At 67.8% G+C, this 11,731-nt stretch carries 13 protein-coding genes; 7 read left to right on the top strand and 6 right to left on the bottom strand.

The window, feature by feature from the left end:
* Nucleotides 1–33: 33 nt before the first annotated feature.
* The gene (locus tag H7J89_RS13935; protein ID WP_264044296.1) at nt 34–933 is read right to left on the bottom strand and encodes a peptidylprolyl isomerase; all 900 of its coding nucleotides are present in this window, start codon (nt 931–933) and stop codon (nt 34–36) included.
* 118 nt (nt 934–1,051) lie between these two features.
* Between H7J89_RS13935 and H7J89_RS13930 the strand changes: the two genes are divergently transcribed.
* Together H7J89_RS13930 and hisS are read left to right on the top strand one after the other, a co-directional pair.
* Nucleotides 1,052–1,714, top strand: coding sequence for an MBL fold metallo-hydrolase (locus H7J89_RS13930; protein WP_264044295.1), 663 nt, complete (start codon nt 1,052–1,054; stop codon nt 1,712–1,714).
* Nucleotides 1,711–2,973, top strand: a complete 1,263-nt coding sequence (gene hisS / locus H7J89_RS13925) for a histidine--tRNA ligase (protein ID WP_264044294.1) — start codon at nt 1,711–1,713, stop codon at nt 2,971–2,973. The genes H7J89_RS13930 and hisS overlap by 4 nt, the downstream gene beginning before the upstream one ends.
* Before the next feature lie 18 nt (nt 2,974–2,991).
* Here the strand turns inward: hisS and H7J89_RS13920 are convergent, their stop codons facing one another.
* Together H7J89_RS13920 and H7J89_RS13915 are read right to left on the bottom strand one after the other, a co-directional pair.
* Nucleotides 2,992–3,216, bottom strand: coding sequence for a deoxyribodipyrimidine photolyase (locus tag H7J89_RS13920; RefSeq protein WP_264044293.1), 225 nt, complete (start codon nt 3,214–3,216; stop codon nt 2,992–2,994).
* A gap of 90 nt (nt 3,217–3,306) precedes the next feature.
* Entirely contained in the window at nt 3,307–3,792 is a 486-nt protein-coding gene (locus H7J89_RS13915; protein ID WP_264044292.1) for an SRPBCC family protein, read from the bottom strand.
* Nucleotides 3,793–3,947: 155 nt separating this feature from the next.
* On the opposite strand from H7J89_RS13915, the gene H7J89_RS13910 reads away from it, so the two are divergent.
* The gene (locus tag H7J89_RS13910) at nt 3,948–4,367 is read left to right on the top strand and encodes a hypothetical protein (protein ID WP_264044291.1); all 420 of its coding nucleotides are present in this window, start codon (nt 3,948–3,950) and stop codon (nt 4,365–4,367) included.
* 56 nt (nt 4,368–4,423) lie between these two features.
* Nucleotides 4,424–5,455, top strand: a complete 1,032-nt coding sequence (locus H7J89_RS13905) for an Rv2578c family radical SAM protein (protein WP_264044290.1) — start codon at nt 4,424–4,426, stop codon at nt 5,453–5,455.
* Nucleotide 5,456: 1 nt separating this feature from the next.
* Here H7J89_RS13905 and H7J89_RS13900 read toward each other — a convergent pair whose 3' ends face one another.
* Nucleotides 5,457–7,052, bottom strand: coding sequence for a purple acid phosphatase family protein (locus tag H7J89_RS13900; RefSeq protein WP_264044289.1), 1,596 nt, complete (start codon nt 7,050–7,052; stop codon nt 5,457–5,459).
* Between the two features lie 121 nt (nt 7,053–7,173).
* On the opposite strand from H7J89_RS13900, the gene H7J89_RS13895 reads away from it, so the two are divergent.
* A complete protein-coding gene (locus tag H7J89_RS13895; RefSeq protein WP_067209713.1) occupies nt 7,174–7,617 on the top strand; it encodes an Rv2576c family protein in 444 nt (147 codons plus the stop codon).
* Nucleotides 7,618–7,635: 18 nt separating this feature from the next.
* On the opposite strand, the gene H7J89_RS13890 is transcribed toward H7J89_RS13895, so the two are convergent.
* Both H7J89_RS13890 and H7J89_RS13885 read right to left on the bottom strand, forming a co-directional pair.
* A complete protein-coding gene (locus tag H7J89_RS13890; protein WP_264044288.1) occupies nt 7,636–9,249 on the bottom strand; it encodes an MFS transporter in 1,614 nt (537 codons plus the stop codon).
* 72 nt (nt 9,250–9,321) lie between these two features.
* A complete protein-coding gene (locus H7J89_RS13885) occupies nt 9,322–9,855 on the bottom strand; it encodes a helix-turn-helix domain-containing protein (RefSeq protein ID WP_264044287.1) in 534 nt (177 codons plus the stop codon).
* A 51-nt stretch (nt 9,856–9,906) separates the two neighbouring features.
* Between H7J89_RS13885 and H7J89_RS13880 the strand changes: the two genes are divergently transcribed.
* Together H7J89_RS13880 and H7J89_RS13875 are read left to right on the top strand one after the other, a co-directional pair.
* Nucleotides 9,907–10,695 (top strand): aldolase, encoded by a 789-nt coding sequence (locus H7J89_RS13880; protein WP_264044286.1) that lies wholly within the window; start codon nt 9,907–9,909, stop codon nt 10,693–10,695.
* A gap of 33 nt (nt 10,696–10,728) precedes the next feature.
* A complete protein-coding gene (locus H7J89_RS13875) occupies nt 10,729–11,613 on the top strand; it encodes a dihydrodipicolinate synthase family protein (RefSeq protein ID WP_264044285.1) in 885 nt (294 codons plus the stop codon).
* Nucleotides 11,614–11,731 lie beyond the last annotated feature (118 nt).

Genomic DNA, 11,731 nt, shown 5'->3' with positions numbered 1-11,731 from the left:
CCCGCCGAATCAGCGGCGTTGCGCTGCTTGGCTTTAGTCGAGCAACAGCGAGGTGATGGTGACCTCGGAGGCCGGTGCGCCGTCCTCACCGCCGCCGCCGACACCGGCTTTGGCGATCTTGTCCAGCGTGGCCAGCCCGTCGGGCTGAATGGTGCCGAAGACGGTGTATTGGGGCGGCAGCTGGGAGTCCTTGTACACCATGAAGAACTGGCTGCCGTTGGTCCCGGGACCGGCGTTGGCCATCGCCAGGGTGCCGCGCGGGTAGAGGACTGGCTGTTGTGCCTTCGGGTCGTTCGGCGGGTATTGGTCCGTCGGGTACTCGTTGGCGAATTGGTAGCCCGGGCCGCCGGTGCCGTCGCCCTTGGGGTCGCCGCATTGCAGGACGCCCAGGTCCGGCGAAGTGGTCAGCCGGTGGCATTTGGTGTTGTCAAAGTATTTCTGGCCGATCAGGCTGGCGAAACTGTTTACCGTGCAAGGTGATTCGTTGTTGGCGAGCATCAATCCGATGCGGCCCTGGTTGGTCACCATGCTGGCGCTCACCTGGGCCGGGTCGGTCGGCACCTTGCCGGTGCGCGGCGGCTTGACTTCCTTGGCGGCGGGTTCCGGTGACGCCGGGTACTGGCAGTTGGCGCCCAGATCGGCCGACGGCTTGAACGCCGGCAGCGGCGGAGCGGGCGGTGTCGGTCCGGCGGGCGTCGTGGACCCGGGGGAGCTGGTGGGGGCCGCGGAGGTGGTGCTGGTCGCGGAGTTGCTCTTGTGCTCGTGCTTGGTGTTGATGACCGTGAGCACCACCGCGACGACCACCGCCACGGCCACGGCCGAGCCGGCGGCGATCAACACGATCCGGCGCAGCTTGGCTTGCTTCGCGCGGCGCTCCAGCTGGCGTTCGAGCTTGCGCTTGGCGTTGGCACGTCGCTGTTCATTGGTCGGCACGGCCGTATGCCTCCATGGTCGGTAAGTCGGGTGCCCGGCAAAAGGCGTCGGTGGCCAGCTCAGGCTAATGTGGGCGCCGCGACCGGTGTCAAGTGGGGCCCGTGGGAAACTGGGAACCGTGTTGATCACCGGATTTCCCGCCGGCATGTTGCAGTGCAACTGCTATGTGCTGGCTGAGCGGCCAGGGGCGGACGCCGTCATCGTGGATCCGGGCCAGCGGGCGATGGGCCCGCTGCGGCGCATCCTCGACGAGAACCGGCTGACCCCGTCCGCGGTGTTGCTCACCCATGGGCACATCGACCACATGTGGTCGGCGCAGAAGGTGTCCGACACCTTCGGCTGCCCGACCTACATCCACCCCGAGGACCGGTTCATGCTGAAAGACCCGATCTACGGCCTGGGCCCGCGGGCGGCGCAGCTGGTGGCGGGTGCCTTCTTCCGCGAGCCCAAGCAGGTCGTCGAGCTGGACCGCGACGGCGACAAGCTCGACCTGGGCAGCGTGACCGTCAACGTCGACCACACGCCCGGGCACACGCGCGGGTCGGTGGTCTTCCGGGTGGCGGGAGACAACGATGTGGTGTTCACCGGCGACACCCTGTTCGAACGCTCGGTGGGCCGCACCGACCTGCACGGCGGCAGCGGCCGCGACCTGCTGACCTCGATCGTGGAAAAGCTTCTGGTGCTCGATGACGAGACCGTGGTGCTGCCGGGACACGGCAACGCCACCACCATCGGCGCCGAGCGGCGGTTCAATCCGTTCATCGAAGGCCTGAGCCCGTGACGGAGTTTCACGCGCCCAAGGGGGTGCCGGATTACGTCCCGCCGGACTCCGCGCAGTTCGTGGCCGTCCGTGACGGCTTGTTGGGCGCCGCCCGCCGGGCCGGCTACGGCCACATCGAGTTGCCCATCTTCGAAGACACCGCCCTGTTCGCCCGGGGCGTGGGCGAATCCACCGACGTGGTGTCCAAGGAGATGTACACGTTCGCCGACCGCGGTGACCGCTCGGTCACCTTGCGGCCCGAGGGCACCGCGGGGGTGGTGCGCGCGGTGATCGAGCACGGCCTGGACCGCGGGGCGTTGCCGGTCAAACTGTGTTATGCGGGGCCGTTTTTCCGCTACGAGCGGCCGCAGGCCGGCCGCTATCGGCAGCTGCAGCAGGTGGGCGTGGAGGCGATCGGCGTCGACGATCCGGCGCTGGACGCCGAGGTGATCGCCATCGCCGACGCCGGTTTCCGTTCGCTGGGGCTGGACGGGTTCCGCCTGGAGATCACCTCGCTGGGCGACGAGACCTGCCGCCCGCAGTATCGGGAACTGTTGCAGGACTTCCTGTTCGGGCTCGATCTCGATGACGAGACGCGCAGGCGTGCCGAGATCAACCCGCTGCGGGTGCTCGACGACAAGCGACCGGCCGTGCGGGCCATGACGGCCGACGCGCCGGTGTTGATCGACCACCTGTCCGATGTCGCCAAGCAGCACTTCGACACCGTGCTGGCGCACCTCGACGCGCTCGGCGTGCCCTACGTCATCAACCCGCGCATGGTGCGCGGACTGGACTACTACACCAAGACCACCTTCGAGTTCGTGCACGACGGTCTGGGCGCGCAATCGGGGATCGGCGGCGGCGGCCGCTATGACGGCCTGATGCACGAGCTCGGCGGGCAAGACCTGTCCGGCATCGGGTTCGGGCTCGGCGTCGACCGCACCTTGTTGGCGCTGCGCGCCGAGGGCAAGAGCGTGGGGGAGACCGCCCGCTGCGACGTGTTCGGCGTGCCGCTGAGCGAGCAGGCCAAGCTTCAGCTGGCGGTGCTGGCCGCGCAGCTGCGCGCCTCCGGTGTGCGCGTCGACATGGCCTACGGCGACCGCGGCCTCAAGGGGGCGATGCGCGCGGCCGACCGTTCCGGCGCCCGCGTCGCGCTGGTACTCGGCGACCGCGACATCGAGGCGGGGACGGTCGGCGTGAAGGACCTCACGACGGGGGATCAGGTGCCCGTCGCCACGAATTCTGTTGTCGCCGAAGTTGTTTCAATACTCGACCGGTAGGAGGGTATCCTCGCCGGGTTATTTCTTGCTCGGAATGATGATCACGACGATCAGCGTGAGGATCGAGAAGAATAGGCCGAGAATTCCCCAGCCCAGCGGATTGCGGCCCTTCGTCATGGCGATGATTGCGCAGATGAATGCGGCAATCACGCTGCCGATCGCGACAAAAATTCCCTTGATGCCGCGGAGGATGAAGCCGGCCGCGACGGGGTCCGAGCTCGCCAGAATCACCGAGTGCAACATGTCAGGTCCTTTCGTGAGGGGCCCAAAGGTCATACCCGCCCGAATCCGCAATAAAACCGCGGTCGGGTTAGGCGCTTACCGAAAAGGACGTTATCCGCGCGGATAACCGCGCCGGACCGTCCGGTCCAGAATTCCCAACGTCGCCCGCAATGCGCCTTCGGAGAGAATCGGGAAAATTCCGGCTTCCCGCCACTTGGGATCGATGTTCGACCAGTCGTAAAACGAGGTGACCACGGTCGCCGAGCCGTCTTCGCTCGGGTGGAGTTGATAGCCGTAGACATGGCCGATCGGGGGCTGGATTTTGCCCAGAACGGTCCACGCGATCCGCCGATCCTGTTCGAATTCCGTGATGTCGACGGTGACGTCGTACTTGCCGAATTGCGGAAAGTCGTTCAATGACTCGCGGTCCATGTGCACGACGAATTGGTCACCGACGCCGCCGACCCGGTCGCCTTCGGCGCTTTGAAGCATTCCGGACGAGTCGATCGCGACGTGGCCCTGCGGGTCGCACAGCACTGCGAAGATGTCCTGTGCCGGTGCCGCGATGGTGCGCTGAGTTTCAATGCGTTCGGTCATAATCGCCTCGCAGCCGGTTCAATACGACAGGGTCAGCACTTACTCTACGACCGCGAATTCGCCTTCGGCGATACCCGGTTTCCCACCCGCTCTCGATGCGGCGTGCGATCATAAGCGATGACGCGTCGATATTCGCGTCCGCAAAAGGGGGAGGGATGGTTTCACAAGTCCGCATCGCGCTGACGGGACCGGCTGTGGCCGTTGCGCTTATCGGGGTGGCCTCGGCGGGTGCGACCGCTCCGGCCGCCGCGGCGCCCGCCTTCAGCGCCGTGTCCGGTAAGCCCGCTCCGCTGGACGACCCCGACCCCGGGCCGCCCACCAACCCCTTCGATCCCCGATGTGCGGGGATGCCGGGGTGGGCTCAATGCCAGGGCGGCCCGTACGCCGCGCCGCAGGGTCCGGCGGCCCCCTCCTGCATCAGCATGCCCGCCGACCCGGTATGCGCGGGAGGGCCGTACGCCATCCCGTCGCCGCCCCCGGCTCCGCCGCCGATCGAGATGCCCCCGGCGCCGATCGAGATGCCCCCGCCGCCACCGCCTCCGCCGCCACCCGTCGAGGTCCCCGGTCATATCTGAGCCCGGCCCGCCGCCGCAGTGCTTGACTCGGGATCGAACTAATGTTCGAATAGGTCATGCGCTGGGCGGACCAGGCCGTCGCGGTCAACGGGCAGCCCGTCGATGACGGGGCGCTGCCGGGCTTGCAGCGGATCGGGTTTGTCCGGAGCGTGCGTGCCCCGCAGTTCGAGGGGCTCACTTTTCACGAGGTGCTGTGCAAGTCCGCGCTCAACAAGGTGCCGGACGCTTCCGCGTTGCCCTTCCGGTACACGGTCAACGGCTACCGCGGCTGCTCGCACGCCTGTCGGTATTGCTTTGCCCGGCCGACGCACGAATATCTGGACTTCAACTGCGGCAACGACTTTGATAGCCAGGTGGTCGTCAAGACCAACGTCGCCGGGGTGCTCCGCCGCGAGTTGCGGCGGCCGTCGTGGCGCCGCGAGACCGTCGCGCTGGGCACCAACACCGACCCCTACCAGCGGGCGGAGGGGCGCTACGCGTTGATGCCGGGCATCATCGCCGCCCTCGCCGAATCCGGGACACCGCTGTCGATCCTGACCAAGGGCACGCTGCTGCGCCGCGACCTGCCGTTGATCGCCGCTGCGGCGCAGCAGGTTCCGCTGTCGGTCGCGGTGTCGCTGGCGGTCGGTGACGCGGAGCTGCATCGAGACGTCGAGCCCGGCACGCCCACACCGCAGGCGCGGCTGGGTCTGATCGCCGCGATCCGCGAGGCCGGCCTGGACTGCCATGTGATGGTGGCGCCCGTGCTGCCGTACCTGACCGATTCCGTCGAACACCTCGATCGACTGCTCGGCCAGATCGCGGCCGCGGGGGCCACCAGCGTGACGGTCTTCGGGCTGCACCTGCGCGGGTCGACCCGCGGCTGGTTCATGTCGTGGCTGGCCCGCTCGCATCCCGAGTTGGTGGGCCGCTATCGCGAGCTGTACCGGCGCGGGGCGTATCTGCCGGCCGGCTACCGCGAGATGCTGCGGGGGCGGGCGGCGCCGCTGGTCGCGAAATACCGGCTGGGTGGCGACGAGCGTTCGTTCCGTCAGCCCGTTGCGGTAACCCGGGTGGAGCCGGAACCCCTTCAGGCGACGCTTTTTTGAACTACGCCGGCCGGTCGGCGCGCGGCTTGGTCAGGGTGAATCGGTCTACCACGGTCACCGCGCCGAACGGCCCGCTCAGCGCGTAATGCGTGGCCTTGATCGACGTATTTCCGCCGGGGTTGCCGGGGTCCACCTCGAACGCCGCGAAGCCGTAGGGATTGTCCCGGTCGCGGAAGGCGGACCACGGCGCGTCCTCCAAGACGTAGATCGGAGCCTTGCGCCCGAGCCCCGGGTCGAAGGCGCCGACTCCGGTCAACACGCGGCAGCGCGGCTCGGGGAAGAAGAACCCGTTCGTGGGCGCCGACGTGCCACCGCCGCCGATGACGACGTGCACCGTTCCCTTGGTGGAGTCGATGACGTCGTCGCGGGTGGTCACGGGTATCGGCGTTCGGGTGTCGGTCTGCAGCGTGCCGCGCAACGGGTGCGATCGCTCGTAGTGGTGTTCGTGGCCGCACACCACCAGGTCGACCTGGTACTGGTCGAACAACGGGAGCCATTCCTCGCGGATTCCCAGGTCGGCGCCGTTGGCCTTGTCGGCGGTGGAGATCGCCGTCTGGTGCATGCACACGACGATCCAATCGATGTCGGGGTCGCGCCGCGCGGCGGCGAGTTCGTTTGCCAGCCAACGCTTCTGCTCACCGCCCGAGTAGCCGTGTACGTAGAAATTCCCGCCGTCCTGGAACGCCACGTCGTCGTTGTTCAGGCTGATCACCCGCACCGAGCCGGCCGTGAACGAGTACCACAGGCCGCGGGTCTCGGGACTGGATCCCGAATCGGGCACCTCGAAGTACGCCTGATAGGCGCCGTAACCGATTGGACCGTTGCCCAATTCGTTTTCGTGGTTTCCCGCCGCGGGCATCCAGGGCCGGTAGCGCGCCGACCGTGTGTTGTTCTCGAACCACGCCGACCAGGTCCGGATGCGGTCTTGGGCGAGGTTGGCATAGCACAGGTCGCCGTTGACGAGGTTGAACAGCGGCGCCATCCGCTCGACGGCCAGGGTGGTGTCGGCGGATGCGGGCGAGCCGATGTTGTCTGTCCCGTATGTGCCGTCCGGCAGCCTTTCCAGCGTCGGCGTGGACTGGTCACCGAAACTGGTGAAGCGAAAGGGCTTTCGCCCAGACGGGGCGGTCCGGATGGTGCCCATCTCCGGCTCCGCGCCGTCGTGCACCGCGGCGTACACGTAGTCGGTGTCCGGGGTGAGGTTCGTCAGGCGGGCGTGGTTCACCCGAACCTCGGTGTTGGACTTGGCGTCGCGGTAGGTGCGGGTTTCGGCCGCCGCCGTCTGCCCGAGGCCCGACGTCGGCGTGCCGAACATGACGCGCGGATTCCGGACGGCTTCCACGGTGTGCCAGGACACCACCACCTCGGAGCCGGCGTGCCGGCCGAATTGCAGGTGCAGTCCCGTCACCGGTGGGGCGCCGTTGCGGCTCGGCTGATACCAGAGGGCGGGCGCGCTGGGGCGCGACCACAACAGGGCGGCCCCGCCGCCCACGCCCGCCCCGAGGGCGGCCGAGACCGCGCTGGTCGTCAACAACCTGCGGCGGCTGATGCCGGAGGAGGGGTCAGGGCCGCCAGGGTGTGCGGGATCGTCGACCACTTCTGCTTCATACCCGAGGGCGGTGAACGTCCGCGGAACGGGCGCCCGCTAGTGGCGGTGCGGGCAAATCCGGCCGCCTTTCCATGCGTAGCCCCGTAACGAATTGGGTAGCGTTTTCGATATGACGAACGTGCGAATAGTGACCACGGGGGTCGCAGTGGCGACGTTTGCGGCAGCCGCAGCGCTGGCCGTCACGCCGGCGACCTCATCTGCGGACCCTGCCGGCCACCAGGTGACCTACACCATCACCACCACCGGAAATCTCACCGGCAACGTCCGCTACATGAACACCGATCCGCCCAGCCAGGCGGCCTTCAACGCCAACTCGTCGCAGTACTTGAACAGCGTGCAGACGGCGTTCAGCGCGGGGCAGCCGCTGGTGTACAACACGACGCTGGCCGACCCGAATCAGTGGGCGTTCGTGAACGCCAGCGGCGGGTGTCACTGGCCGGACTGCGATTCGTCGAACACGCCACAGATTCAGTGCCAGATCGCCGTTGACGGCCAGGTCGTGGTGACGCAGAGCGCCACCACCGGGGTCACCTGCTCTACCCGGCCCTGGTAGCGAACAGGTCGACACGCCTCATCGGTGCACTCGCAACGCGAGGTAGTACTCGTGCCGCCGGGTGTTGTCGACGGTGTAGCCCACCGCCTTCGTCACCCCGTCGTGGTCGGATTCCAACCAGCGTTCGCTGTGTTGCCGGCTGAATTCGGTCCACGACGGCACGGTGAACCTCTCGAGGACCGTGTCGGGATGTTCCAGGCTGTGGTACAGCCCCCAGCTATGGCCTCCCGTTCGCAACCGTGAGCGCCTGACCGCGCTCATCGCCTCCACGAAGTCCTCGAGGGTGTCCGTCACGACTCGATAGCGGACGGTCACCAGCACGGGTCCGTCGTTCGGGCACGGTTCGAACACGACCATCGGCGACGGCCAGGCCCGCGAAATGTCGCGGCTGAGCTTCCCGGTTTCCGGCCGCAACCCGAGCGGCACGACGCTGAGGGCGGTGACGCCGAGCAACGCCGCCGACAACGTCAGCGCCACGCCCAATCCTTCCCGCGTGGCGACCACACCCCAGAGATACGAGCCGACCGCCTGCGAGCCCGTGAAAACCAGCAGGTACATCGCCAACCCGCGGGCCCGGACCCAGCGTGGCAAGTGCAGCTGCGCCGCGGCGTTCAACGTCGTCAGCGTGATCAGCCAGGTCATCCCCGACAACACCAGGAAGGGCGCCGCCGCGGCGAACGGCAGCCAGACGACCGCGAGCGTGGCGGCGCCGTACGCGGCCGCGCAGCCGGCCAGCAGCGTGTTGGGCGGCAGCCTCTGACGTAACGGTGCGGGGACCGCGACGGCGAGCACCGCACCACAACCGATGGCCCCCAGCGCCGCACCGTAGCCACTGGCTCCCAAGTGCCAGCTGTCGGCGGCGGTCACCGGCAAGAGGGCCAACAGGGCCGAGGCGGGGAAGACGAAAAGGGCGGCGCGCAGCAGGATCCGGCGAAAGATCGGGCCGTTGATCGCGTAGGCCAACCCGGTGAGGATCGCCTGGCCGAGGTGTTCTCGTTCGACGGGCGCGATCTGTTTCGGCCGTCGCCAGGCCGCCAGGGCGATGATGATGCCCACGAACGAGATCGCGTTGATCGCGAAGACCGCGGCCGGACCGACCAGCGCCAGGACGACGCCGCCGATGGCGGGTCCGACCACCCGGGCGATGTTCACCGAGACGCTGGCCAAAGTCGCGGCGGCCGTGATCTGCTCGCGCGGAACGACCTCGGGTTGAATCGCCTGCCAGGCCGGCGCGGTCAGCGCGGAGGCGACGCCGATGGCCAAGGTGAACAGCAGCAGTGCCGTCGGGGTGAGTCGGCCGAAGTAGGTCAGTCCCGCCAGCACCAGCGCCACCACCACCGCATACGACTGCAGCACCATCAGCAGGCGCCGCTGGTCGAACACGTCGGCGAGCGCGCCGGCGAACAATCCCAACAGGAGCGTCGGCCCCAGACTCGCGGTCTGGACCAGTGCCACGACGGTGGCGCTGCTGTGACCTTCGACCAGAAACCATTGCGCCGCAACGCTTTGCATCCAGGTGCCGACGTTGGAGACGAACTGCGCGATGAACAGGGCGCGGAAAACCTGGATGCGCAAGGGCGCCCAGACCGACACCTCCGCGGTGTCGGTGCGCTCTTGCGTCAGATCCGACATACGAGCCTTTCGCGTCGTGCGGCGGGGTAGAAGTCTAAGACACGCCCCCGACGCGCGCATGGTGGAGCGGTATCAGCGCCGGGTTCGGGCCCCGGGCTCGTGGGCGACGACGACGACCTCCGCCGGTTGGGCGCCGACGGTCCGGATCGTGTGGCTGACCGACGCGTCGAAATAGGCGCTGTCGCCCGCGTGGAGCGTGAACGTCCGGTCGCCGTAATCGAGTTCGACGCTGCCGGCGTGCACGAACATGAATTCCTGCCCGCCGTGCTCGGGGTGCGGATCGTCGGCCGGCCCTTCGGTCGGTCGAACCACGAACGGCGACATGGATTTACCCAGCATCGACGGCGCCAGCACCCGATAGCGCTGACCGTCGTCGCCGCCGGGCGCCCGGTCGACGGCGATCTTCTCCTGCGCCGCCTCGTCGGAGAACAACCGCCCCACGTCCACGTCGAGGGCCTTGGCCACCTTGAGGGCCACCGCGATCGACGGGGTGCTCTGCCGGCGTTCGATTTTGGACAGGTAGCTCTTGGTCAACCCGGTCTGTTCGGCCAGCGCCTCGAGGGTGAGGCCACGTTGGGTGCGGACCGCGCGTAGCAGTGCTGTCACTGACGATCCCTCCGATGACACAAGGTTTCCTATGGTGTTACATTGTGTCATATGGCCAGCACGTTCACCGACTCCAAAGCCGAACTGATGCGTCGCGCCGCCGAGCAGCTGACGGCCTCGCAAGTCTCCGATGCCCAGCTGACCACCCGGCAGAAGCTCGCCCTGACCTGTCGCGCGTTGTTCGACGCCGGGCACGACTCGGGGCTGGCGGGGCAGATCACCGCCCGGGCCGAGGCGGACGGCACCTACTACACCCAGCGGCTGGGCCTTGGGTTCGACGAGATCACCGACGCCAACCTGCTGCTGGTGGACGAGGATCTCAACGTCCTCGACGGTAACGGAATCCCTAACCCCGCCAACCGTTTTCACAGCTGGATCTATCGCGCCCGGCCCGACGTGCAATGCATCGTGCACACCCACCCGTTCCATGTGGCGACCCTGTCGATGCTGGAGGTGCCACTCGTCGTCTCCCACATGGACACCACCCCGCTCTACGACGACTGCGCCTTCCTCGCCGAATGGCCGGGTGTGCCGGTCGGCAACGAGGAGGGGGAGATCATCACCGCGGCCCTCGCCGGCAAGAAGGCGGTGCTGCTGGCGCATCACGGCCAGGTGGTGGCCGGCGCCAGCATCGAAGAAGCGTGTTCGTTGTCGGTGCTGATCGAGCGCGCCGCCAAGCTGCAGCTGGCCGCCATGGCCGCCGGCACCGTCAAAGAGCTGCCCGAGACACTGGCCCGCGAGGCCCACGACTGGACGCTGTCGCCCCAGCGCAGCCGCGCCAACTTCGCCTACTACGCCCGGCGGGCCCTGGCTCGGCATCCGGATGCGCTCACCGATTAAGGCCCTGTACAACGACATTCGAGGAGTTCGCCCGTGCCCGACATCCACGGCATCATCGCCTACCCGGTGACTCCGTTTTCGGACGCCTTAGGCGGTCCGAACGGAGTGGCCACCGAGCGGCTGGCCGCGCTGGTCGATCGGCTCGTCTCCTCCGGCGTCCATGCCATCGCGCCGCTGGGCAGCACCGGTGAACTGGCTTATCTCGACGAACCGGAATTCGACGCCGTGGTCGACACCACCATCGCCACGGTCGGCGGTCGGGTGCCCGTGATCGTCGGTGTGTCAGATGTGACCACCGCCAAGACCATTCGCCGTGCCCGATACGCCGAGCGGGCCGGCGCCGACGCGGTGATGATCCTGCCGGTGTCCTACTGGAAGCTCCGCGAGCACGAGATCGTCCAGCACTACCGCAGCGTCAGCGACACGATCTCGATCCCGATCATGGCCTACAACAACCCGGCCACCAGCGGCGTCGACATGCCACCCGAATTACTGGTCCGCATGTTCGAGACCATCGACAACGTCACCATGATCAAGGAATCCACCGGCGACCTGACCCGCATGCAACGCATTACCGAGCTGTCCGGCGGCCGGCTGCCGTTCTACAACGGCAGCAACCCGCTGGTCCTCGACGCCCTCAAAGCCGGCGCCTCCGGATGGTGCACGGCCGCACCGAATCTGCGGCCCCAGCCCTGCATCGACCTGTACGAGGCGGTGCGCGCGGGCGACCTGGATAAGGCTCAGGTGCTCTACGACGACCTCGAGCCGCTGCTGCAGTTCATCGTCGCCGGGGGACTGGCCACCACCGTCAAGGCCGGCCTGGATTTGCTCGGCTTCCCGGTCGGGGATCCGCGCGCGCCGCTGCTGCCGCTCGACGAGGAAGGCCGCGCCGAGCTGAAGGGCATGCTGGCCGGCTAGGAGCCTGCTGAATTAGTGGTGTTTGGGGCGAGGCGCCTCGAGCCGTCTTGCGGCGTTGTGGAAGTCAGACCCTGAGGTCGACAGGAGAGGTCGCCCCGCCGGTTTGAGAGTGGCACGG

This window comes from Mycobacterium paraffinicum, assembly GCF_025822865.1.
Lineage (GTDB): Bacteria > Actinomycetota > Actinomycetes > Mycobacteriales > Mycobacteriaceae > Mycobacterium > Mycobacterium paraffinicum.
Note: the sequence above shows the minus strand (reverse complement) of the source record. Positions and strands in the feature narration are given on the sequence as shown.